Consider the following 22,875-nt stretch of genomic DNA (forward strand, 5'->3'; position numbering starts at 1 on the left):
GGGGGGGGGGGGGGGGCACCCCCCCGGGGGGGCCGCCCCGCCGCCGGGGGGGCCGGGTGGGGGGGGGTTCCCGGGTGCCGGGGGGGTCGCCCGACCGATCTCAGGTCAACCGACCGATCTCGCCCTGGACCGTCAGGCGAAGCCGAAGATCGGGCCGAAGGCGACCACGACGATCGTCGCCCACACCGCGTAGACCGGCAGGTACGCCGTCTGCCAGCGCTCGATCGCACCGAAATTACGCTGCCCCCGGACGAAGCCGGTCGCCAGCCACGCCGCCCACGCAAGGTGGACCAGCAGCACCAGGTTGAGCCCGAGCGCCGCGACCTTGTTGGCGGTGAAGCCGAACTCGGCGATCCGGGTGAGCATCGCGGTCAGCGCCACGGCGTCCACCGCGAGCGCCGCGCCGACCAGGACGAGCTGCAGCCAGTCGAAGATCCCGGGCGGGGCGAGCGGGTCGCGGGCCGAGATCGAGTACAGCAGCAGGAACAGGACCAGCACGAGGATCGCGTCCATGAGGATGAGCAGCTCGCGGTCGACCGAGGTGAGCGGGCCGTTCACCACCAGCACGACGAAGATCGCGACCAGCATGACGATCGTCAGGGGCGTGAACACGCGGGTCAGCACCGGGGCGATGTTCTCGACGACGTTCTTCTTGGCCTCGACCAGCCATGCGCCGACCAGGAGGGCACCGGGGAGGGCGAACGGCAGGAGCCAGTCGCCGAGGAAGGGCTCGAAGTCGGCCCCGACCAGGCTGAGCGAGCCGAACGTGAGCCCGATGAGCAGCCCGCCGCCGAGCGCGATGAGCGCCAGGTAGATGACGAGCTCGCCGGTGAACCGCACGAAGTCCATGCGCCGCGCGCCCGACCGCCACGCGCCGCCCGCGTACACGACTCCGAGGAGCAGCCAGAGCACCACGGGGGTGTGGCTGATCGCGAGGAACTCGGTCATGCCGGGCTCGTCGTACGGCCCGGACTCGAACGGGTAGAGATTGACCACCAGTGCGAGCGCCGTTGTGATGGCGAGCAGGGTGGCGCCCACGCGCCACGGGACGCGCCGCTTCCACACGAAGTACCCGGCCAGGAACGGCAGGACGGCGAAGACGGCGTTGCGCACGAGCACCAGCTCGTTGCCAGTCGTGGCGGCGAGCAGCACCTTGAGCGCGATCCCCGCGCCGACCGCGAGCGCCAGGACCACGGCCAGCTCGCGCCAGCGCCCACCGTCGCTCGGCTCCTCGGGGACCAGCACGAGCTGCTTCCAGAGCCTGTCGGAGTGCTCACGCGCGAACTCGCGAGACACCTCGTCGAGGTTGCCCATGCGCTTGACCGCCACGAGGAAGGCCTCCTCGTCCTCCAGCCCGCTGGCCGTCAGGTCGCTGACCTGGCCGCGCAGGTGGTCCTCCATCTCGTCGACGTCGGCCGCGGAGATGGCCCGACGGCGCTGGACGTAGCCGCGCCACAGGTCAATCTGTTCTTCCAGCACGACGTGCTCGGCCGGCCCGGTCTGCTGGGCGGGACCGTTCGCGTTCTGGTCGCTCATCAGGCCCACCCCTCCGCGACGGCAGGGCCGGGCTGGACGTCCTGCCAGACCTGCTTGAGCGCGTCGGACACGACCGCCCACTGCTGCCGCCGCTCCGCGAGCGCCTCCTGGCCGGACGCGGTGATCGCGTAGTGCTTGCGCCGCCGTCCGACGTCGGACGTGCCCCACGTCGCCTTGACGTACTCCAGGCGTTCGAGCCGGTGGAGCAGGGGGTAGAGCATGCCGTCGGTCCATTCCATGCGGCCGCCGGAGAGCTCGTTGACGCGCTTGAGGATCGCGTAGCCGTACGACTCGCCGTCGGACAGGATGCCGAGGACGAGCGGCGTCGCGGACGCCGCGACCAGATCCTTGTCGATGTGCACCTGCACTCCTATGCCTAGTGCTGCTAGGGATGCCTACCCTAGCAGCACTAGGCATAGGAGAACTAGGTTCGTGCGGGACGTTGCGTCGCGGGCCGTTTCGCGGGCCTTTTCGTGGCAGGCCGATAGACCGACACCGTCGGCTCGCCGTCGAGCCAGAAGCGCCACGGATACAGGTCGGCGCGGCCGCCGTCGCCGCTCACGCCCACGCGGGGCCCGGACAGCACGGTGCCCGACGGCGCCTCGGGCACCTCCAGCACCACCGCACCCGCCGGGTCGGTCACGTCCGCGCCGTCATCGGACAGGTCGAGGCCGAGCGCGACGGCGAGCCGGGCCGGTCCCCGGGCCAGGTCGCGGTCGGTGCGCGCCACACCCGACGCGAGGCGCCGGGTCCGCGCGAGCGCAAGTCCCTCAGGTCCGGAGCCCGTCACCTCGCCGGCGCGCAGCAGCACCGCGGACGCCGTCCCGGCCGGGCCGCAGACCACGTTGGCGCAGTAGTGCAGCCCCAGGTGCCGGTACACGTAGAACCGTCCGGGCTCGCCGAACATGGTCTCGTTGCGCCGGCTCGGGCCGCGGAAGGCGTGCGATCCGGGGTCGTTCGTCCCGTCGTAGGCCTCGACCTCGGTGATCCGCAGGGTCACAGCACCGTCGACGGTGCTGCGGGCCAGGGCAGCGCCGAGCAGGTCGCGCGCGACGTCGACCACGGGCCGGTCGAAGAACTGGCGGGCGGGCACGGTCATGGGTGCGTCACTCGGGTTCGCTCCTGGGATGTCCGCTCCATCAGATCAGCGCGCCGACCCCGTCCACATGCAGGTCGGCCCGCTCGCGGGTGCGCTCGCGCGCGTAGTGCTCGGCCTCGTCGGCCATCCAGCGCAGCCAGTGCTCGCGCGCGTCCTCACCGTCGCGGGCCAGGCCGCGGCGCAGCCGCTCGGCGTCGTCCGCCTGGACCCAGATGCGGAACGCCCCCAAGGCGTCCACCTGGCGCGCGCCCGCGCCGCAGCCCTCCACCACCAGGTGGGCCGACGGCGGGACGTCGTGCCACTCGGCCCAGTCGCCCTCGACCCAGTCGTAGCGCCGGTAACGCACCCGATCCCCCGCGGCCAGCGGGTCCAGGACCCAGCGGCGCAGGTTCTCGGCGCCGCCGTCGGGCCCGGCCGCCCAGCCCTCGTAGAGGTCGTCCATGTGGATCACCGGGGCCTCCAGCGCGTCCGCGAGCTGCGCGGCCAGCGTCGTCTTGCCCGACCCGGCGGGCCCGTCGACGCACACCAGACGCGCGTCGACCACCCGGATCCGCCCCAGCACCTCACCCAGCACTCCCGGCGTGACGGTCATACCACTCCCCTCATAGGTCTACCCAGCGATTGTGCCCGGAATCCACGTGAGATCCGGGCACGATCGCTGGGTGGTCCTAGCTCGGCTGGGCCCAGAAGCGGAACTCCGTGGCGCGCTCCTTGGCCGCCTCGATCTGCTCCGCGACCCGCGCCGGGGCGGTGCCGCCCACGTTGTCGCGCGAGGCGAGCGAGCCCTCGACCGACAGCACGGAGCGCACCTCGGGGGTGAGGTGCTCCGAGATCTTGGCCAGGTCCTCGTCGGACAGGTCCCACAACTCGATGCCGCGCGCCTCGCACTCCTGCACGCAGGAGCCGGCCACCTCGTGCGCCACCCGGAACGGCACACCCTGCTTGACGAGCCACTCGGCGATGTCGGTCGCGAGCGAGAAGCCCTGCGGCGCGAGCTCGGCCATGCGGTCGGTGTCGAACACCATGGTGCGCACCATGCCCGTGAACGCGGGCAGCACCGCCGTGAGGGTCGCCACCTGGTCGAACACCGGCTCCTTGTCCTCCTGCAGGTCGCGGTTGTACGCGAGCGGCAGACCCTTGAGCGTGGTGAGCAGGCCGGTGAGGTCACCGATCACGCGCCCGGCCTTGCCACGCGCGAGCTCGGCGATGTCCGGGTTCTTCTTCTGCGGCATGATCGACGAGCCCGTGGAGTACGCGTCGTCCAGCCGGACGAACCCGAACTCCTTGGTGTTCCAGAGGATGACCTCCTCCGCGATGCGCGACAGGTCCACCGCGATCATCGCCGCGACGAAGGCGAACTCGGCCGCCACGTCGCGCGAGGCCGTGCCGTCGATCGAGTTCTCGACGGGACCGCCCTCCAGGCCCAGGTCGGCGGCCACGGCCGCCGGGTCCAGGCCCAGCGAGGAGCCCGCGAGCGCGCCGGACCCGTAGGGCGACTTCGAGGCGCGCACGTCCCAGTCGAGGAACCGGTCCACGTCGCGCAGCAGCGGCCACGCGTGCGCCAGCAGGTGGTGCGCCAGCAGCACCGGCTGGGCGTGCTGCAGGTGGGTGCGTCCCGGCATGGGGGCGCTCCCGGCCGCGGCCGCCTGGACGATGAGCTCGTCCACGAGGTCGAGCACCTGCGTGCCCACGGTGCGGGCCTGGTCGCGCAGGTACAGCCGCACCAGCGTGGCGATCTGGTCGTTGCGGGACCGGCCGGCGCGCAGCTTGCCGCCCAGCTCGTCGCCGGCGCGCTCCAGCAGGCCGCGCTCCAGCGCCGTGTGCACGTCCTCGTCGTCGAGCACCGGCAGGAAGGCGCCCGAGACGACGTCCTGCTCCAGCACGTCCAGCGCGTCGATCATGCGCGCGAGCTCCGGCCCGGTGAGCAGACCGGCCGCCGCCAGGGCGCGGGCGTGCGCCCGCGACCCGGCGATGTCGTACTGCGCGAGCCGCCAGTCGAAGTGCGTCGACTGCGACAGCGCGGACAGCTCCGGCGACGGCCCGCCGGCGAACCGGCCGCCCCAGAGGGCGACCTTCGGGCCGGTGTGCGCGCCGACGGTCCGCGAGGTCGCGGACTCGACATCCTTGCCGTCGTGCTCGCTCACAGCGCGCCCGCCGTCAGGTTCGCCCTGGCACCGAGGTCCACGCCGTTGCCGAACTTCTCGTCGCGCGCGGCGGCGAGCTTGGCGGTGAGGCCGTAGATCTCGATGAAGCCGCGGGCCTGCGACTGGTCGAACGCGTCGCCCTCGTCGTAGGTGGCGAGGTTGAAGTCGTACAGCGACTGCTCCGAGCGGCGTCCGGTCACGGTGGCCCGGCCGCCGTGCAGCACCATGCGGATGTCGCCCGAGACGTACTTCTGGGTGTCGTCGACGAAGACGTCCAGCGACTTCTTCAGCGGCGAGAACCACATGCCGTCGTAGACGAGCTCGCTCCAGCGCTGCTCGACCTGGCGCTTGAACCGGGCCTGCTCGCGCTCGAGCGTGACGTTCTCCAGCTCCTGGTGGGCCGCGATCAGCGCGATCGCACCCGGGGCCTCGTAGATCTCGCGGGACTTGATGCCCACGAGCCGGTCCTCCACGATGTCGATGCGGCCGACACCCTGCGCGCCCGCGCGGCGGTTCATCTCCTGGATGGCCTGCAGCGGGGTGACGGGCACACCGTCGATCGCCACGGGGATGCCCTGCTCGAAGGTGAGGATGACCTCGTCGGCCACCGGCGGGAACGTCGGGTCGTCCGTGTAGGAGTAGACGTCCTTGGTGGGCTCGTTCCAGATGTCCTCGAGGAAGCCTGTCTCGACGGCGCGGCCCCACACGTTCTGGTCGATCGAGAACGGGTTCTTCTTCGTGGTCGCGATCGGCAGGTCGTGCTTCTCTGCGTAGTCGATGGCCTTCTCGCGGGTCAGCGCGAGGTCCCGCACCGGCGCGATCGACTTGAGGTCGGGCGCGAGCGACGTGGTGGCCACCTCGAACCGGACCTGGTCGTTGCCCTTGCCGGTGCAGCCGTGGGCCACGGTCGAGGCACCGAACTCGCGGGCGGCGCGCACCATGTGCTTGACGATCACGGGGCGCGAGATGGCGGAGACCAGCGGGTAGCGGTCGAGGTACATGCCGTTGGCCCGCAGCGCGGGCATGCAGTACTCGGCGGCGAACTCGTCGCGCGCGTCGGCGACGTACGCCTCGACGGCGCCGCAGTCCAGCGCGCGCTGGCGGATGACGTTCATGTCCTCGCCGCCCTGGCCGACGTCGACGGCCACGGCGACCACCTCGGCCCCGGTGGCCTCGGCGATCCAGCCGATGGCGACGGAGGTGTCCAGGCCGCCCGAGTAGGCGAGCACGACGCGTTCAGTCATGATTGACGTTCTCTTTCCGGTGGTGGTGTTCAGGTGCAATTCTTGTGGGTTCTCAGGCGCTGAGCGCGAGGAAGCGGCCCGCGAGTGCGGCGCCGTCGGCGTCGCGCGCGATCACGAGGATCGTGTCGTCCCCCGCGATCGTCCCCAGCATCCCGGGGAAGACGGAGTGGTCGATGGCCGAGGCCAGCAGGTTGGCCGCCCCCGGCGGGGTGCGGAGCACCACGAGGTTGCCCGACGACTCGGCCGAGACCAGCAGCTCCTTGGCGAGCCGGGCCAGCCGCGCGGACAGGTACTCCTCGCTCGCGTCGGACTGGGCGCTGCGGTCGCCGCCCTCGCCCGGGACCGCGTAGACGAGCGTGCCGTCCGAGCCGCGTACCTTCTCGGCCTGCAGCTCGATCAGGTCGCGCGACAGCGTGCCCTGCGTGACGCTCACGCCGTCCGCCGCCAGCGCGTCGGCCAGCTCGGCCTGCGAGTGGATCGCGTTACGCGTGACGATCGCCGTGATCCGGGCGTGCCGGGCCGCCTTGGTCGTCGCCGTCGTCGCGGTCTGCCGGGCGACCATCAGCCCTGCTCCAGCAGCCAGGCCAGCAGCGCCTTCTGCGCGTGCAGGCGGTTCTCGGCCTCGTCGAAGACCACGGACTGCGGCCCGTCGATGACGTCGGCGGTGATCTCCTTGCCGCGGTAGGCCGGCAGGCAGTGCAGCACGAGCGCGTCCGGGGCGGCGCCCGCGAGCAGCTCCGCGTTGACCTGGTAGTCCCAGAACGGCTTGGACCGCGCCTCGGCCTCGGCCTCGTCGCCCATCGACACCCAGGTGTCGGTGGCCACGACGTCCGCCCCGGCAACGGCCTCCTTGGCCGACGTCGTCACGGTCACCGAGCCGCCCGTGGTCGCGGCGATCTCGGTCGCCCGGGCGACCATGGCGGCGTCGGGCAGGTAGCCCTCCGGGCCGGCGATCCGCACGTGCAGGCCGGCCGTCGCACCGCCCAGCAGGTAGGAGTTGCCCATGTTGTTCGCGGCGTCGCCCACGTAGGCGAACGTGGTGCCGGGCAGGCTCTCCAGCCCCCGGTGCTGCGCCACCGTGAGCAGGTCCGCGAGGATCTGGCAGGGGTGGAAGTCGTCGGTCAGGGCGTTGACCACGGGCACGCGCGAGACGGACGCCATCTCCTCGATGCGGTCCTGCCCGAACGTGCGCCACGCGATGGCGGACACCTGCCGGTCGAGCACGCGGGTGGTGTCCGCGACGGACTCGCGGACGCCGATCTGCGCGAGCCGGCCGTCCACCACGAGCGGGAACCCGCCGAGCTCGGCGATCCCGGCGGCGAACGACACCTGGGTGCGCAGCGTCGGCTTGTCGGTGATGAACGCGACGGCCCGCGGGCCCTCCAGCGGGCGCTTCGCGTACCGGTCGGCGCGGAGGGCGAGGCCGAGCTCCAGGACGGCCTTCTGCTCGACGGGCGTCAGGTCGTCGTCGCGCAGGAAGTGGCGGGTCATGCGGGGTCCTCCGTGGTCTCGACGTGCTCGGCGAGCGAGGCGAAGAAGCGGGCGGCCTCCGTGGCCTGCTCCGCGGTCAGGATGAGCGGCGGAGCGAGCCGGATCGCGTCGGGCGCCACCGCGTTGACGATCAGTCCGGCCTCCAGGGCGGCGGTGGCGACCTGGGGCGCCACCGGCTCGTTGAGCACGACGGCGAGCAGCAGGCCGCGCCCGCGGACCTCCTTGACGAGCGGGCTGCCGCACATCTCGATCTCCTGGCGCAGCAGGGCCCCGACCTCGCGCACGTTGGTCAGCAGACCGTCACGCTCGATCACGCCCAGCGTCGCGAGCGCCGCGGCCGAGGCCACGGGGTTGCCGCCGAACGTGCTGCCGTGCTGGCCGCGGCCCAGCAGGCGGGCCGCCTCGCCGTACGCGATCACCGCGCCCACGGGGAAGCCGCCGCCGAGGCCCTTGGCGACCGTGACGACGTCGGGCACGATGCCGCCGCCGATCTCCGGCTGCTGGTAGGCGAACCACGAACCGCACCGGCCGACACCCGTCTGGACCTCGTCCAGCACGAGCAGCGCGCCGTGCGCCCGGGTCAGGCGGCGGGCGGCCGCGAGGTAGCCCGGCGGCAGGGGCCGCACACCGGCCTCGCCCTGCACGGGCTCGACCACCAGGGCCGCGACCTCGCCGTGCTCGGCCACGGACTGCGGCGTGAACGCGGCCTCCAGGGCGGCCAGGTCGCCGAACGGCAGGTGCTCGACGCCGCCCGGGAGCGGCTCGAACGGCTCGCGGTACGCGGCCTTCGCGGTCAGCGCGAGCGCGCCCATGGACCGGCCGTGGAAGCCGCCCTCCAGGGCCAGCACGCGCGTGCGCGTGCCCACGCCGGACGACGTCGCGACCCGGCGCGTCATCTTGAACGCCGCCTCGACCGCCTCGGTGCCCGAGTTGGTGAGGAACACGCGCGAGCCCTCCGGCGCCTCGGCCACGCGCAGCAGCGTCTCGGCGAGCGCGATCTGGGCGGGCGTGCCGAAGAAGTTGGAGACGTGCCCGAGCGTGCCGAGCTGGGCGCTGATCGCGGCCGTCAGCGTCGGGTGCGCGTGGCCCAGCGCGTTCACCGCGATGCCCGCGAGCAGGTCGAGGTAGCGCTTGCCGTCGGCGTCCCACACGTAGGCGCCCTCGCCGCGCACCAGCACGCGCTGCGGCGGGCCGAACGTGTCCATCACCGCGCCCGTGTACCGCTGGGTCCATGCTGCGGCGGAGCCGTCGGCCGTCAGGGCCGCGGCCTCGTCGGCCGGGATGACCGTGCTCATGCGTCCGTTCCTTCCTGTGCCTCGAAGGCTGCCTCGGCCGGCTCGGCCGGTGCGGGCCCCGCGACCACCATCGTGCCGTTGCCCCGCGTGGTGAAGACCTCCAGCAGCGCGCTGTGCGGCTGCCGTCCGTCGATGACCGTCGCCGCGCCCACGCCACCCTCGACCGCGCGCAGGCACGCCTCCATCTTGGGCACCATCCCCGCCTGGAGGGTAGGCAGCAGCTCGGCCAGCTCGGGCGCCGTGATCCGCTCGACGAGCGAGCCCTTGTCGGGCCAGTCCGTGTAGAGGCCCTCGACGTCGGTCAGCACGATGAGCTTCTTGGCGCCCAGCGCCACCGCGAGCGCCGACGCCGCGGTGTCCGCGTTGACGTTGAGCACCTGGGTCGGGTCGTCCTTGTCGGGCGCGATGGTGGACACCACGGGGATACGCCCGGCCTCCAGCAGGTCCTCCACGGCGCGCGGGTCCACCTGGACGACGTCGCCCACGAGGCCGACGTCGACGGGCACGCCCTCGACGATCGCGTGCCGGCGCTGGGCGCCGAGCAGTCCGCCGTCCTCCCCGGAGAGGCCCACGGCGACGGGGCCGTGGGCGTTGATCAGGCCCACGAGCTCCCGGCTGACCTGGCCGGTCAGCACCATGCGCACGATCTCCATGGCCTCCGGCGTGGTGACACGCAGGCCGCCCTTGAACTCCGACTCGATGCCGAGGCGGTCGAGCATGGCGTTGATCTGCGGTCCCCCGCCGTGCACGACGACGGGCCGCAGCCCCACCTGGCGCAGGAACACCATGTCCTGCGCGAAGGCGGCCTTGAGCTCGGCGTCGATCATGGCGTTGCCGCCATACTTGACCACGACGAGCGCGCCGGAGAACTCCTGCAGCCAGGGCAGGGCCTCGATGAGCACCTCGGCCTTCTGGTCGGGCCGCAGCCCGTTCACGATGTCGCTGCTCATGTGCTGTACGCGCTGTTCTCGTGGACGTAGTCGTGCGTCAGGTCGTTGGTCCACAGCGTGATCTCGGCGTCGCCGGCGTGCAGGTCGATGGTGAACGTGACCTCGCGGGCCGCGGCCATGTCGACCTTCTCGGGCGGCTCGTGGGCGCCGCCGGCCTTGCAGACCATGACGCCGTTGACGCTCACGTCGAGCTCGGCGGGGTCGAACGGCGCGACCTCCTCGGGCACGGTGCCGACCTGGGACAGGATGCGGCCCCAGTTGGGGTCGTTGCCGAACACGGCGGCCTTGACCAGGTTGGACCGGCTCACGGCGCGGGCCACGGCCAGGGCGGCGTCCTCGGTGGTCGCGTTCGTGACGGTGATGGCGATGTCGTGGGACGCGCCCTCGGCGTCGGCCACGAGCTGCCGCGCGAGGTCCGCGCAGATCGCGGTGACGGCCTCGGTGAGGGTGGCCAGGTCGGTCGGCACGCCGGAGGCGCCCGACGCCATGAGCACCACGGTGTCGGAGGTGGACATGGCGCCGTCGGAGTCGACGCGGTCGAAGGTGACGCGTGTGGCGGCCCGCAGGGCGGCGTCGGCGTCCGCGGCGGGGACGACGGCGTCCGTGGTCACCACGCACAGCATCGTCGCCAGGGCGGGCGCGAGCATGCCCGCGCCCTTGGCCATGCCGCCCACGGTGAAGGTGCCCGACGGCGTCTCGACGGTGCGCACCGCCGTCTTGGCCACGGTGTCCGTGGTCATGATCGATGTGGCGGCGGCCTGCCCGGCGGCGTCGTCGGCCGCGAGCGCGCCGACCGCGACGGGGATGCCGGCGAGCAGCTTGTCGGCGGCGAGCCGCACGCCGATCAGGCCGGTCGAGCCCACCAGCACGTCGATGGCGCCGATGCCGAGCTCGTCGGCCACCTTCTCGGCGGTGGCGTGCGCGTCCTGGAACCCGCCCGGCCCGGTGCACACGTTCGCCCCGCCGGAGTTGAACACCACCGCGCGGGCGACGCCGTCCTTCACGGCCTGTCGCGACCACAGCACCGGCGCGCCGACGACGCGGTTGCTCGTGAACACCGCGGCGGCGGCGAACTCGGGGCCGTCGTTGACGACCAGCGCCAGGTCCGGCCTGCCGGAGGCCTTGAGGCCCGCCGTGACCCCGGCGGCGCGGAACCCTTGCGGGGAGGTCACCGTCATGGTGCGACTCCTTCGGTGATGAGGCCGGCGGTCTCCCGCAGGCCGAGGGCGAGGTTCATGGACTGGACCGCGGCGCCCGCAGTCCCCTTGACCAGGTTGTCGATGGCCGTGACCGTGACGACCCGGCGGGCGGCCGCGTCGACGGCGACCTGCACGACGGCCGTGTTGGCGCCGAGCGTCATCGCGGTGCTGGGCCACTGACCCTCGGGCAGCAGGTGCACGAACGGCTCGTCGGCGTAGGCGGCCTCCCAGGCGGCCCTGACCTGCTCCGGGTCGGCGCCCCGGGCCAGCCGGGCGGTCGCGGTCGCGAGGATGCCGCGCGCCATCGGCACCAGGGTGGGCGTGAAGCTGATGCCCACCTCGGGCGCGCCGGCGGCCCGCAGGTTCTGCTGGATCTCCGGGATGTGCCGGTGCGTGCCGCCCACCCCGTACGGCTGGGCCGAACCGAGGGCCTCGCTCGCCAGCAGGTGCGGCTTGAGCGCCTTGCCCGCGCCGGAGTAGCCGTTGGCCAGCACCGCGACGATGTCCGTGGGCTCGACCACGCCCGCCGCTACCCCCGGCTGCAGGCCCAGGGTCACCGCGGTGACGTTGCAGCCGGGCACGGCGATGCGGCGCGCGCCGGGCAGCTTGTCCCGCTGGCGGGCGGCGGCGGTCAGGTCGGTCGTGGCCAGGTCGGTGCCCGGCGTCTCGGCGTGGATCAGCTCGGGCATGCCGTACGGCCAGGTCCCCGCGTGCGTCGAGCCGTAGAACTGCTCCCAGTCGCTCGCGGACTCCAGCCGGTGGTCGGCACCCAGGTCGATGACCAGGACGTCGTCGGGGAGCTGGGCGGCGACCTGGCCCGACGCGCCGTGCGGCAGGCCGAGCACCACGACGTCATGGCCGGCGAGCGTCTCGGGCGTGGTGGGCTCCAGGATGCGGTGCGCGAGGCCGCGCAGGTGCGGCTGGACCTCGCCGAGGCTCGACCCGGCGCTCGCGTGCGCGGTCAGGGTGCCGATCTCGACGAACGGGTGGGCCGCGAGGAGGCGCAGGACCTCCCCGCCCGCATAGCCGGAAGCGCCCGCGACGGCGACTCGGATGAGCTGGCTGCTGGACATATTCGGTAGTGTACATAGTTATGCAGCGAGGGCGAAACCCGTGCCGGACGGCGGACGGGCGGCCCGTCCTCGGACCCCGGAGCACGCGACGTAGGCTCGGCCCATGCGCGCAGTCGTAGCCCGTGAGGCGGGCGGCCCCGAGGTCCTGTCGTACACCGAGTTCCCCGACCCGGAACCCGGGCCGGGGCAGCTCCTGCTCCGCGTCGCCGCGGCCGGTGTCAACTTCATCGACACCTACCGCCGTGCGGGCGTGTACCCGATGGAGTACCCGCACGTGGTGGGCGCCGAGGGCGCGGGCACCGTGGAGGCGCTGGGCGAGGGCGTCGCGGGATTCGCCGTCGGCGACCGCGTGGCATGGCACGACGGGCCCGGCTCGTACGCGGAGCTGGTCGCCGTGAACGCCTCCGGCGTGGTGCACGTGCCCGACGGGCTCGACCTGACCACCGCCGCCGCGCTCCCCCTGCAGGGCATCACGGCGCACTACCTCGTGCGGTCCACGTTCGAGGTGCAGCCCGGGCACGACGTGCTGATGCACGCGGGCGCGGGCGGCGTCGGGCTGCTGGCCACCCAGCTCGCCGTCGCGCGCGGCGGGCGGGTCGTGACCACGGTCTCGACGCCGGAGAAGGCGGCGCTGTCCGCCGCGGCCGGCGCGGCGCACACCATCGACTACGCCACGATGGACGACATCACCGCCGAGCTGCCCGCGCTCGTGCGCGAGCTGACCGACGGCCAGGGCATGCACGTGGTGTACGACGGCGTGGGCCGGACCACCTTCGACGCGTCGCTCGCCTCGCTGCGCCCCCGCGGGATGCTCGTGCTGTTCGGCGGGTCGTCGGGCCAGGTGCCGCCGTTCGACCCGCAGCGCCTCAACCGGGGCGGCTCGCTGTACCTCACCCGGCCGACGATCGCGCACTACGCCCTCACGCGCGCGGAGCTGGAGTGGCGCACGTCGGAGGTGCTGTCGTCCGCGGCGTCGGGCGACCTGGACGTCCGCATCGGGGCCACCTACCCGCTCGCCGACGCCGGCGAGGCGCACCAGGCGCTGGAGTCCCGCGCGACGACGGGCAAGGTGCTGCTGGTCCCCTGAGGTCCCGGATGTCGGCAGGCTGCAGTGGAGTCGGCAGGCTGCAGTGGAGTCGGCAGGCTGCAGTGGAGTCGGCAGGCTGCAGTGGAGTCGGCAGTTTGCATCGAGGTCGGCACAGGCCTGTGCCGACCTCGATGCAAAGTGCCGAGTCTGTGGTGCAAACTGCCGACAGCGCTGCAAACTGCCGACGGCGCGGCTACCCACAGCGCGCCAGCGGCAGCCGGACGGCGTCGGCACCCGACCTCCGGACGGGTCCGCACCCAACCGGCGCGGACGGTCCGGGCACCGGCACCGAACCGATCCAACGTTGGACCGGAATCACTCGCGAGCAGCCCGGCACGGGCCAGGCCCTTTACACAGAGCCGCGAGATAGCGACAATTCACCCGTCGAGTTTCTCTCGCCCGGAGGTTCAACGTGGTACTTCCTCGCTTCAGCCCGCTCAAGCTTGTCGCCGGCGCGGCGGCCGCTGCCCTCGCCGCAGGTGTCCTCGCGGTTGCCCCCGCGGTTGCGGCACCGGCCGACGACGGCGTTCCCGCCGTCGCAGCTCCCGCAGACGCAGCGCCCGGCGCCGACCCGCTCAACACCGGCGCCGACGCCGACGCAGAAGACGCAACTGCGGACGACGTCTCCGTCCTGACGACGGTGGGGCCGAGCCTCGTGCTCGACCGCGACTTCCCCGACCCCGACGTGTCGAAGTTCGGGAGCACCTACTACGCGTACGCCACCAACCAGGGCAAGAACCTGCCCTGGGCCACCGCGCCCGACCCGGACGGGCCGTGGACCTTCCAGTCCGCCGACGCCCTGCCGACCCTCGGCGCGTGGGCCAAGACCGGGCGCACCTGGGCGCCCGACGTCTCGCAGCGCGCCGACGGCAAGTACCTCCTCTACTACACGGCGTGGCACACCGCGTCGGGGCGGCAGTGCATCGGCGCGGCGCTGGCCGACTCCCCCGGCGGCCCGTTCGCCCCGGTCGGCAGCGAGCCGCTCATCTGCCCGCTGGAGGCGGGCGGCGCGATCGACGCGTCGAGCTTCGTCGACACCGACGGCACCCGGTACATCCTGTGGAAGAACGACGGCAACGCCATCGGCGCCACCACCTGGATCCACGTGCAGCGCGTGGCCGCGGACGGCATCACGTTCCAGGGCGGCGCCACCCAGGTGCTGCGCAACGACCGGGCCGACGAGGCCGGCATCATCGAGGCGCCCGTCGTGACCAGGGTGGGCGGCAAGTACGTGCTCTTCTACTCGGCGGGCCCGTACAGCACCAACTCGTACGGCACCAGCTACGCGGTGGCCGACTCGATCACCGGCCCCTACACCAAGGCGTTCCGGTTCCTCATGACCACGGACTCGCTCGACGGCGCGGTGTCCGGCCCCGGCGGCGCCGACGTGCTGCGGGACGCCGGGGGCGACAAGCTGATCTTCCACGGGCACCGGGACGCGGGCGGGCGCGGCATGTACGTCGCCGACCTCGGCTGGGCGAACTCGAACCCGGTGGTGCGCGGCAGCCGGGTGCGCTACGAGGCCGAGCGCGGCACCCTGAACAACTGCACGGTCCGCGAGAACGCGGCCGGCGCGTCGGACGGCAAGGTCGCCGCGTACATCGACCACGCCGACAGCTGGGTCGACGTCGGGTCGATCTACGTGCCGACGTCCGGCAGCTACACGCTGCACGTGGGCTACGCCAACGGTTCGGCCGTGACGGCGTCGCACACGGTCACGGTCAACGGGGCGTCGGCCGGGTCCATCAGCTACCCGATCACCGGCTGGGACAACTGGCAGCAGGCCGGCAAGGACATCACGCTGCAGGCCGGCTGGAACACCATCCGGCTGGGCAAGGGGACGGCGTTCACCGAGCTGGACTACATCGAGGTCGCGTAGGGCGGACGGCGTCCGCCCGGCGCGAGCCCGGCGGACGCCGCGGCCCGGCCCGCCGTGATGTATCTTGACATCAAGATACTCGACGGCGAGGAGTTGTGATGGCCGACTGGAACCCCGGCGCCTACCTGCAGTACACGGACGAGCGGTCGCGGCCGTTCACGGAGCTGGTCGCCCGCGTGGCAGCCGCGCCGGGCACGATCGTGGATCTCGGCTGCGGCCCGGGTCACCTCACCCCCGTGCTCCGCGCGCGCTGGCCCGAGGCGCGCGTCACCGGGGTGGACGCCTCCCCCGCCATGATCGCCGAGGCCCGCGCCGCCGACCCGGCGACCGAGTACGTGCTGGCCGACCTGAGCACCGACGACCACACCGCCGACCTCGTCATCAGCAACGCGGCACTCCAGTGGGTCCCGGGGCACCGCGAGCTCCTCACGACGCTCGCCGACCGGGCCGCGCAGACCTTCGCGTTCCAGGTGCCGGGCAACCACGACGCGCCCAGCCACCGGCTCCTGCGGGAGGTCGCCACCCGCGCGCCGTACGCCGACGTCGTCGGGCCGGTCGAGCGGCGGGCCACCGCCGACCCGGCCGAGTACCTGGAGATCCTGGCCCGGCCGGGCTGGGCCGTCGACACGTGGGAGACCACCTACACGCACGTGCTGCAGGGGCCGGACCCGGTGCTGCGCTGGATCTCGGCGACCGGTGCCCAGCCCACGCTCCAGGCGCTGGAGGCAAAGGACCCGGGCCTGCGCGCCCGGTTCGAGGAGGAGTTCGGCGCGGCGCTCCGGGAGGCCTACCCCGAGCGGGCGCACGGCACCCCGCTGGCGTTCCGCCGGGTGTTCGCGGTGGCCACCCGCGCCTGAGACCCCGGGCGACGAGGGCGCGCCAAGCGGAGTGGGCCGCCCCGGCCTCAGCCCTGCTGGGTGACGCGGACCTCGAGCCCGGCCAGCTCGGTGTCGACGTACTCCCGGGTCCGCTTGCCCACCAGGCCGCCGACCAGCCACGCCAGCGAGCCGGTCTGCGTGATCGCGAGCGTCACCTTGGAGCGGCCATCCGGCAGCGGCTCGACGAGGTGCTCCGCCTGCGTGGTCACGCCCGGCGCCTCGGTGATCCACGCGAAGTGCCGCGGCGGGTCCCACTCGTCCATCAGCCAGACCGCGAGCGGCAGCTCCGGCTGCTCGATCCGCACCTGGGTGCCGACGTCGGGCGGGTTGGGCCCGTCGATGATCTCGACCGACTTCATGGACGACGTCCAGTCGGGCATGTGCTCGACGTCGGACAGGACCGCCCACACCTCCTCGGGTGTCGCGTCGATCTCGGCGGAGGTGCTGTAGTTCGGCATCGGTGCTCCTGTCCTCTGGTCGGCGCCGTCGACGGCGTCACCCCCTAGTCTCGGCCCACATGGGCGGCGTCGGCCAGGTGGGGGCGGTCAAGCCCTGCTCGAAGAAGAGGTACTCGTGCACCGACGAGATCTCGAACGCCCGCAGCATGCGCTCGCGCTCGTCCGGGGAGACCCAGCGGGCGGCATCGTCGGCCAGGCGACGGGCCTGGCGGGTCGACTCCTGGAAGGCCTCGTCGCCGTAGGTGCCGATCCAGGCCCCGTACGGGTGGCCCGCCAGGCCGCCGGGGCGGCGTCCGGCGAGGTCCACGAGCACGCTCCCGACGTGCGCGTAGAGCCAGTAGCAGGGCAGGAGCGCGGCGACCGTCTCCGCGTAGCTGCCCGACGCCGCGGCGTGCAGGTGTCCCGTGTAGGCCGCGGTGACGGGGGACGGCTCGACCGCGGCGACGTCGCCCGCCACCAGTCCGGCATGGGCGCCCAGCCAGTCGCGGTGGAGCGCCGTCTCGACCTCCAGCGCCGTCACCGACGACCGCGCGAGGAAGCCCTGCGCGGCCGGGTTGGGCGCCACCCGCGCGGCGCCCGCCAGGACGCGCGAGTACTCGCGCAGGTAGGCGGCGTCCTGGGCGAGGTAGAACGCGAAGGACCCGGCGGGCAGCGAGCCGTCCGCGAGCGCCCGGACGAACGGCATGTGCTCGACGGCGTCGCGCCAGCCCGCGATGCGTTCCCAGGCCTCCTCGGTGAAGGGGCGGACGGCGGCGGGGCCGGACGGCGCGGCGGTGCCGGACGGCCCGGCGGAAACGGGGACAGCAGAAGAAGTCACGGTGGACATCCCTTCGCCAGCATGATCTGGATCAGGTTCGACGGGTGTGGTCTCAGCCCTGGCAGGGCACCCCGTGTCACGTGCGGCAGAGGCTATCGGATCCGGCGGGTCGTAGGCTGCCGCCATGACAGACCGCCCGATCCGCATCGGTGTCCAGCTCCAGCCCCAGCACGCCGACTACTCCGCGATCCGCGACGCGGTGCTCCGCGCCGAGGATGCCGGGGTGGACGTCATCTTCAACTGGGACCACTTCTTCCCGCTGCGGGGCAACCCCGACGGCAAGCACTTCGAGTGCTGGACCATGCTCGGCGCGTGGGCCGAGCAGACCGAGCGCGTGGAGATCGGCGCCCTCGTGAGCGGCATCGGCTACCGCAACCCCGACCTGCTGGCGGACATGGCCCGCACGGTCGACCACATCTCGGGCGGGCGGCTGATCCTGGGCCTGGGCGCCGGCTGGTTCGAGAAGGACTACGACCAGTTCGGCTACGAGTTCGGCACGGCGGGTTCGCGCATCGCGAGCCTGGGCGACGCGATGCCGCGCATCAAGGCCCGGCTGGCAGCCGGCAACCCGGCGCCGTCGCGCGAGATCCCGGTCCTGATCGGCGGCGGTGGCGTGCGCAAGACGCTGCGGATCGTGGCCGAGCACGCCGACATCTGGCACTCGTTCGGCGACCTGCCGACCCTGACGAGCAAGTCGGCGATCCTCGACGAGCACGGGGCCGCCGTCGGGCGCGACACCGCCGCGCTGGTCGAACGCTCGGTGGAGGCCAAGGGCGCGCCCGGTACGACCGGCGAGGCGTTCGTCGCGGCGGGGGTCACCCTGTTCACCGTCGGGGTGACCGGGCCGGACTACGACCTGTCGACCGTCACGGACTGGGTCGCCTGGCGCGACTCGCGGGGCTGACCCAGCCGCAGCGCGCTGTTCACCAGGCCCAGGTGGCTGAACGCCTGAGGCGTGTTGCCGAGGTGCCGGCCCGTGGCGGGGTCGTACTCCTCGCTGAGCAGCCCCAGGTCGTTGCGCACGGCGAGCAGCCGCTCGAACAGGGCGACGGACTCGTCGACCCGGCCGATGCCGTGCAGCGCGTCGACCAGCCAGAAGTTGCACACCAGGAACGTCGCCTCGGCGCCGGGCAGGCCGTCCACCTGGTCGTCGGCCTCGTTGTGGTACCGCCGCAGCAGCCCGTCCTGGCCGAGCTCGCGCTGCACGGCGTCCACGGTGCCGACGACCCGGGGATCGTCCCAGGGCAGGAAGCCGACCTGGCCGATCAGCAGCAGCGCGGCGTCGAGCCCGTCCGAGCCGTAGAACTGCGTGAACGTGTTCCGCTCTGCGTCGAACCCGTGGGTGCACACGTCGTCGTGGATCCGGTCGCGCACGGCGCGCCAGCGCTCGACGGGCTCGTCCGCCAGGCCGTACTTCTCGACCGCCCGCACGGCTCGGTCGAAACCCGCCCAGGCCATGACGCGCGAGTGCACGAAGGCGCGCCGGGGGCCGCGCACCTCCCAGAGCCCGTTGTCGAGGTCGTCCCAGTGCTCCTCGAGGTGCTCCAGCAGCGCCCGCTGCAGCCGCCACACGTCCTCGTCCTGCTCCAGCCCCGCCTCGCGCGCATGGTGCAGGGCGTCCAGCGTCTCGCCCCACACGTCGATCTGGAGCTGGCTCGCCGCGTCGTTGCCGATCCGCACCGGTGCGGAACCCTCGAAGCCGGGCAGCCAGTCGAGCGTGTACTCCGGCAGCCGCCGCCGGCCGTCGAGCCCGTACATGATCTGCAGGTCCGCCGGGTCCCCCGCCACCGCGCGCAGCAGCCACGCCCGCCACTCGCGCGCCTCGTCGATGAAGCCCGTGCCGATCAGGGCCTGCAGGGTCAGCCCGGCGTCGCGCAGCCAGCAGTACCGGTAGTCCCAGTTACGGGTGCCGCCGAGCTGCTCGGGCAACGACGTCGTGGCCGCCGCCGCGATCGCGCCCGTCGGCGCGTAGGTCAGGGCCTTCAGCGTGATCAGCGACCGGTGGACGGCATCGACCCACGGCCCGTCGTACGAGCACCCGGTGAGCCAGGCCTGCCAGAAGTCCTCGGTGTCGCGCAGCGCGCCGTACGGCTCCACGGGATCGGCGGTCTCCAGGTGGGACGCGTGATAGTTCAGGACGAACGACACCCGCTCACCAGGCCCCACGGTGAACTCGGCCCGCAGCACCGACCCGTCGCTCACGCCCTCCCGCGTCATCGGTACCGCCGAGTCGATGCGCACCGAGTCCGGGCCCGCCACGGCGCGCAGCGCGTCCCCGTCCTGGGTGATCCAGGGCACGATGTTCCCGTAGTCGAACCGGAGGCGGAGCTCGGTGGTCATCGGGACGCTGCCGCTGACGCCCTCGACGATCCGGACCAGATCGGCCTCGTCACCGCGCGGCGGCATCAGGTCGATCACCCGGACCCGGCCCTCGGGCAGGTCCCACTCCGTCTCGAGGACCAGCGTGCCGTCCCGGTAGCGCCGGCTCGTGCAGTCGCCGCCCGACGTCGGGCCCAGGCGCCACGACCCGTGCCGCTCGTCCCCGAGCAGCGCGGCGAAGCACGCCGGCGAGTCGAAACGCGGCAGGCACATCCAGTCGATCGATCCGTCCCGGCCGATCAACGCGGCGGTCTGGAGATCACCGACCATCCCGTAGTCCTCGATGCGACGCGCCACACCATCAGACTAGGGACCGCGCGGCCCGCTCACCAGGCGACACGTCGGGTCAGGCTCGCCCACCCGACGTGTCGCGGGCGAGGCTCAGAACGACGACGCGTCCGCCGCGTACACCCACCGGTAGCCCGGGTACTCACCGAGCGACCACAGATAGTCCCGCGTCGGGTCGTAGGACAGGTCCTCCGCCCCCACGGTCAGCGCGTTCCCGTGCCGCACGATCGAACCCGACGGCGCCACGAAGGTGTGCAGGTCACCGTCCGAGTTCGGGTCCGAGTGGTCGGAGCCGTCGCTCTGCGAGAAGAAGAACTCACCGTTGATCGCCGTCGAACCCTGCACGCTCTCCAGGTCCGTCCGGTAGGCCTCGGTCGCCTTGATGATCCCGTCCGACGCCGGCTTCAGGTACCGGTTCGTGTAGTCGATCGGCACCCGGATCGTCCTGACCTGCGCGCCCGCGTCGACGTCGGCCGCACTGCGATACTCGCTGACGACCACCGAGTCCGGCGTGCTCGTCCGGTCCAGCGAGACCGAGGAGTGCTGGAGCTGCGCGTACCCGCCCGCCGTGGAGTCGGTGAACTTCGCCGTCTGCGGCAGCACGTACTTGTAGTCGAAGGCCTGGTACGAGCCGTCCGACTGCCGCCCGATCGCCGACGAGTCGCCCGTCGAGACCTGCCACAGGTGGTTCAGGTCGAACACCCGGAAGCCACCGCTCGTGTCCGCCACGTACAGCAGGTTCCCGTACCACATGATGCCGCCCGCGTGGACGTTCACGGCCTTGAACGACGGCGCGCTCGCCGTCCCGCTCGGCTCGACCAGCAGGATGTGCCGGTACGGCGGGGCGGAGGCGCTCGCCGACAGGTTCGACACGCTGATGCGGACGCCCTTGTCGATCCCGTCCTCGGCGTGGTCGTACCAGCTCACCAGGTTGATCCGCTTGCCGTCGTAGGTGCCCTCGGCGTACGCGTCCGAGCTGGTGGTGATGCCCTGCGGATACCAGGCGTCCGTGTCCTGGTCGCCTGCGTTCCAGCAGTAGTACGCGGTGCGGTTCGTGACCGAGGGGGCGCTGCCGCAGCTCGGGGTGCGGTTCGCATCGTCGGCCACCGCGCCCATGGTCACGTTCGGCAGCGCGGAGTCGAGCGCGCTGACCAGCGACGACGACGTCTGCGACAGCGTGTAACGGAAGTTGCTCGCGGTGAGCGGGGTCGCGCCGGCCGCCAGGGCGGCCTGGTCGGCCTGTTCCGACTGCCCGGCCTGTTCGGACTGCCCGGACGGGGTCAGGTTCGCGGTGGCCTGACTTGCTGTGGCCTGGCCCGCGGTGGCGAGCAGGGCGGCCAGCCCGAGGCTCGCGACGGCGAGTGCGGAGCGGCGACGACGGCGCATGATGGTCTCCTTGCACGAGGGGACGGTTGCCTGCACACCGTAGGAGCGGGCGCGCCCGCTCGCCAGCAAAAAAGTCACCCGGTCGGCGATGACAGCGTTGACAGTCGGGTGCCCGGGTCATACGTTCCGTCTGGCGGGTGTTCCGCCTGGCGGGGCGCTCGGTGCCACGTCACGTACTCGATCAGCGACGACTCGAGCAACGAAGCGGGTGGACCGATGGTGTTCCGAGACCTTGCACGTACCTTGATCACGCTCGTCACGGCGGCCGGGATCGCCGTCGGCGGCGGTGTCACCGCCGGCGCGTCCGCGCCCGATGCCGACGAGTGGTCGACGTCGTGGACGCAGTCGCAGCAGCGCAGCTCCGGGCTGAGCCCGGAGACGTTCCAGAACCGGTCGGTCCGGGTCGTGACCCGGCTGACGCAGGGCGGTTCCGCGCTGCGCGTGCGGCTGCAGAACCAGTTCGGCACGGCACCCCTGGTGGTGAACGCGACCACCGCGGGACTGAGCGCCGGTGGCGCGGCCGTGCGGCCGGAGAGCCTGCGCACCGTCACCTTCGGCGGCTCGCCCACGGTGTCGGTCCCGGCCGGCGGCGAGGTCTGGAGCGACCCGGTGAACCTGGCCACGTCCGCCATGGACGACCTGGCCGTGAGCTTCTACCTCGCGAACCCGACCCGGATGATGCTCCACGACCTGGCCGGCCGCACCAACTACTTCTCGGCGGCGGGCGGCGGCAACACGACCGCCGACACCTCGGGCGCCGGCTTCCCCGACACGCACGGCTGGACCTACCTGGTCAGCGCCGTGGACGTGCTCGGCCCCGACGTCGCCGGCACGGTGGTCGCCTACGGCAGCTCGGTGGTCGACGGCGTGGGCGCGGACAACTGCGGTACCGGCTGCCCGCCGCCGGCCGTCTTCCAGCGCTGGACCGACACGCTCGCGCGGCGGGTCGTGGACGAGCTGCCCGCCGACCGTCAGGTCGCCGTGGTCAACGAGGGGATCGCCGGGACCACGGCGGCGCCCGCGTGCGGAGCCGGCGGCCTGGACGGCGTCTCGCGCCTGGACCGAGACGTGCTCGCGCTGCACCGCGTCCGGGCGGTCATCTACTACTACGGCACCAACGACCTCGCGAACAACTGCAGCGCCGAGACGATCCTGGCGGCCTACCGGGACACGTTCGCCCGCCTGCGGGCGGCCGGGATCAAGGTCTTCGTCACGCCGATCACGCCGCGTCCCGGCTACACGGCCGAGCAGAACGCGCGGCGCGCGGTCGTGAACGACTTCGTCCGGGCAGGCGGCAACTGCTCAGGAACCTGCGACGGGGTGTTCGACTTCGACGCCGTGCTGCGCGACCCGAACAACCCAAACTCCATCTACCCGCCGTACGACAGCGGAGACGGGGTCCACGCGAACATCGCGGGTCAGTCGGCGATCGCCCGGTCGGTGCCGCTGGACCGTCTCTCGCGCGCGGCGCGCGCGGCGCGCGCGGCGCGCTCGGCCCGCTCGGCCCGCTGACGGAGGCGGGCCCGGCAGTCGCGGGCCCGCCCCCGTCGTCCTCGCCGTCACCGTCGCCGTCACCGTCACCGTCACCGTCGCCGTCACTCTCGATCACCTTCGAGGCCCGGGTTTCTTCGCTTTGAGCTGGCTCAAAGCGAAGAAACCCGGGCCTCGAAGG

Annotated in this window: 21 protein-coding genes and 1 riboswitch; of the genes, 5 read left to right on the forward strand and 16 right to left on the reverse strand. The window is 72.7% G+C overall.

The genetic code is table 11. The features are described from left to right. Positions 1 to 132: 132 nt before the first annotated feature. The 12 genes from ACIPN7_RS23580 to ACIPN7_RS23635 all read right to left on the reverse strand — a co-directional run bounded on the left by ACIPN7_RS23580 (position 133) and on the right by ACIPN7_RS23635 (position 12,031). The gene (locus ACIPN7_RS23580; RefSeq protein ID WP_400548139.1) at positions 133 to 1,536 is read right to left on the reverse strand and encodes a permease prefix domain 1-containing protein; all 1,404 of its coding nucleotides are present in this window, start codon (positions 1,534 to 1,536) and stop codon (positions 133 to 135) included. Next, positions 1,536 to 1,898: a PadR family transcriptional regulator gene (locus tag ACIPN7_RS23585; protein ID WP_400548142.1), complete on the reverse strand. Its 363-nt coding sequence runs from the start codon at positions 1,896 to 1,898 to the stop codon at positions 1,536 to 1,538. Before ACIPN7_RS23585 ends, ACIPN7_RS23580 begins: the two co-directional genes overlap by 1 nt. A 62-nt stretch (positions 1,899 to 1,960) precedes the next feature. Next, the gene (locus ACIPN7_RS23590) at positions 1,961 to 2,635 is read right to left on the reverse strand and encodes a DNA-3-methyladenine glycosylase (RefSeq protein WP_400548145.1); all 675 of its coding nucleotides are present in this window, start codon (positions 2,633 to 2,635) and stop codon (positions 1,961 to 1,963) included. A 40-nt stretch (positions 2,636 to 2,675) separates the two neighbouring features. Next, positions 2,676 to 3,227, reverse strand: a complete 552-nt coding sequence (locus ACIPN7_RS23595) for a uridine kinase (protein ID WP_400548148.1) — start codon at positions 3,225 to 3,227, stop codon at positions 2,676 to 2,678. A 76-nt stretch (positions 3,228 to 3,303) separates the two neighbouring features. Next, the gene (argH, locus tag ACIPN7_RS23600) at positions 3,304 to 4,779 is read right to left on the reverse strand and encodes an argininosuccinate lyase (RefSeq protein ID WP_400548151.1); all 1,476 of its coding nucleotides are present in this window, start codon (positions 4,777 to 4,779) and stop codon (positions 3,304 to 3,306) included. Then, a complete protein-coding gene (locus ACIPN7_RS23605) occupies positions 4,776 to 6,023 on the reverse strand; it encodes an argininosuccinate synthase (protein ID WP_400548154.1) in 1,248 nt (415 codons plus the stop codon). The genes argH and ACIPN7_RS23605 overlap by 4 nt, the downstream gene beginning before the upstream one ends. Before the next feature lie 52 nt (positions 6,024 to 6,075). Further along, positions 6,076 to 6,585 (reverse strand): arginine repressor, encoded by a 510-nt coding sequence (locus tag ACIPN7_RS23610; protein ID WP_400548157.1) that lies wholly within the window; start codon positions 6,583 to 6,585, stop codon positions 6,076 to 6,078. Next, positions 6,585 to 7,514 carry an ornithine carbamoyltransferase gene (gene argF, locus ACIPN7_RS23615; RefSeq protein WP_400548160.1) on the reverse strand — a complete coding sequence of 310 codons (930 nt, stop codon included), beginning with the start codon at positions 7,512 to 7,514 and terminating at the stop codon, positions 6,585 to 6,587. Before argF ends, ACIPN7_RS23610 begins: the two co-directional genes overlap by 1 nt. Beyond that, positions 7,511 to 8,809 (reverse strand): acetylornithine transaminase, encoded by a 1,299-nt coding sequence (locus tag ACIPN7_RS23620; protein ID WP_400548163.1) that lies wholly within the window; start codon positions 8,807 to 8,809, stop codon positions 7,511 to 7,513. Before ACIPN7_RS23620 ends, argF begins: the two co-directional genes overlap by 4 nt. Next, the gene (argB, locus tag ACIPN7_RS23625) at positions 8,806 to 9,759 is read right to left on the reverse strand and encodes an acetylglutamate kinase (protein WP_400548166.1); all 954 of its coding nucleotides are present in this window, start codon (positions 9,757 to 9,759) and stop codon (positions 8,806 to 8,808) included. Before argB ends, ACIPN7_RS23620 begins: the two co-directional genes overlap by 4 nt. Continuing rightward, positions 9,756 to 10,937, reverse strand: a complete 1,182-nt coding sequence (gene argJ / locus ACIPN7_RS23630; protein ID WP_400548169.1) for a bifunctional glutamate N-acetyltransferase/amino-acid acetyltransferase ArgJ — start codon at positions 10,935 to 10,937, stop codon at positions 9,756 to 9,758. Before argJ ends, argB begins: the two co-directional genes overlap by 4 nt. After that, positions 10,934 to 12,031: an N-acetyl-gamma-glutamyl-phosphate reductase gene (locus tag ACIPN7_RS23635; protein ID WP_400548171.1), complete on the reverse strand. Its 1,098-nt coding sequence runs from the start codon at positions 12,029 to 12,031 to the stop codon at positions 10,934 to 10,936. Before ACIPN7_RS23635 ends, argJ begins: the two co-directional genes overlap by 4 nt. A 103-nt stretch (positions 12,032 to 12,134) precedes the next feature. Between ACIPN7_RS23635 and ACIPN7_RS23640 the strand changes: the two genes are divergently transcribed. The 3 genes from ACIPN7_RS23640 to ACIPN7_RS23650 all read left to right on the forward strand — a co-directional run bounded on the left by ACIPN7_RS23640 (position 12,135) and on the right by ACIPN7_RS23650 (position 15,854). Then, positions 12,135 to 13,118 (forward strand): quinone oxidoreductase family protein, encoded by a 984-nt coding sequence (locus ACIPN7_RS23640; RefSeq protein ID WP_400548174.1) that lies wholly within the window; start codon positions 12,135 to 12,137, stop codon positions 13,116 to 13,118. A 412-nt stretch (positions 13,119 to 13,530) separates the two neighbouring features. After that, complete coding sequence (locus ACIPN7_RS23645) at positions 13,531 to 14,997, forward strand: family 43 glycosylhydrolase (RefSeq protein WP_400548177.1); 1,467 nt, start codon at positions 13,531 to 13,533, stop codon at positions 14,995 to 14,997. A 98-nt stretch (positions 14,998 to 15,095) separates the two neighbouring features. Further along, positions 15,096 to 15,854: a methyltransferase domain-containing protein gene (locus ACIPN7_RS23650; protein ID WP_400548180.1), complete on the forward strand. Its 759-nt coding sequence runs from the start codon at positions 15,096 to 15,098 to the stop codon at positions 15,852 to 15,854. 47 nt (positions 15,855 to 15,901) lie between these two features. Here ACIPN7_RS23650 and ACIPN7_RS23655 read toward each other — a convergent pair whose 3' ends face one another. Both ACIPN7_RS23655 and ACIPN7_RS23660 read right to left on the reverse strand, forming a co-directional pair. Next, positions 15,902 to 16,333: an SRPBCC family protein gene (locus tag ACIPN7_RS23655; protein ID WP_400548183.1), complete on the reverse strand. Its 432-nt coding sequence runs from the start codon at positions 16,331 to 16,333 to the stop codon at positions 15,902 to 15,904. A gap of 37 nt (positions 16,334 to 16,370) precedes the next feature. Further along, complete coding sequence (locus ACIPN7_RS23660; protein WP_400548186.1) at positions 16,371 to 17,150, reverse strand: TenA family protein; 780 nt, start codon at positions 17,148 to 17,150, stop codon at positions 16,371 to 16,373. Beyond that, a riboswitch (TPP riboswitch) is annotated at positions 17,142 to 17,234 on the reverse strand. Its footprint overlaps the gene before it by 9 nt. Before the next feature lie 40 nt (positions 17,235 to 17,274). Between ACIPN7_RS23660 and ACIPN7_RS23665 the strand changes: the two genes are divergently transcribed. After that, positions 17,275 to 18,054, forward strand: coding sequence for an LLM class F420-dependent oxidoreductase (locus ACIPN7_RS23665; protein WP_400548189.1), 780 nt, complete (start codon positions 17,275 to 17,277; stop codon positions 18,052 to 18,054). Here the strand turns inward: ACIPN7_RS23665 and ACIPN7_RS23670 are convergent. Continuing rightward, positions 18,000 to 19,826 (reverse strand): glycoside hydrolase family 15 protein, encoded by a 1,827-nt coding sequence (locus ACIPN7_RS23670; protein WP_400548192.1) that lies wholly within the window; start codon positions 19,824 to 19,826, stop codon positions 18,000 to 18,002. The two genes, ACIPN7_RS23665 and ACIPN7_RS23670, sit on opposite strands and share 55 nt — an antisense overlap. A gap of 84 nt (positions 19,827 to 19,910) precedes the next feature. Continuing rightward, positions 19,911 to 21,203 carry a hypothetical protein gene (locus ACIPN7_RS23675; protein WP_400548195.1) on the reverse strand — a complete coding sequence of 431 codons (1,293 nt, stop codon included), beginning with the start codon at positions 21,201 to 21,203 and terminating at the stop codon, positions 19,911 to 19,913. A gap of 243 nt (positions 21,204 to 21,446) precedes the next feature. Here ACIPN7_RS23675 and ACIPN7_RS23680 point away from each other — a divergent pair, with 243 nt between their 5' ends. Next, positions 21,447 to 22,715, forward strand: a complete 1,269-nt coding sequence (locus ACIPN7_RS23680) for a GDSL-type esterase/lipase family protein (RefSeq protein ID WP_400548198.1) — start codon at positions 21,447 to 21,449, stop codon at positions 22,713 to 22,715. The last annotated feature ends 160 nt before the right edge of the window (positions 22,716 to 22,875 follow it).

Origin of the sequence: Promicromonospora sp. NPDC090134 (assembly GCF_044746965.1) — a bacterium.
Lineage (GTDB): Bacteria > Actinomycetota > Actinomycetes > Actinomycetales > Cellulomonadaceae > Promicromonospora.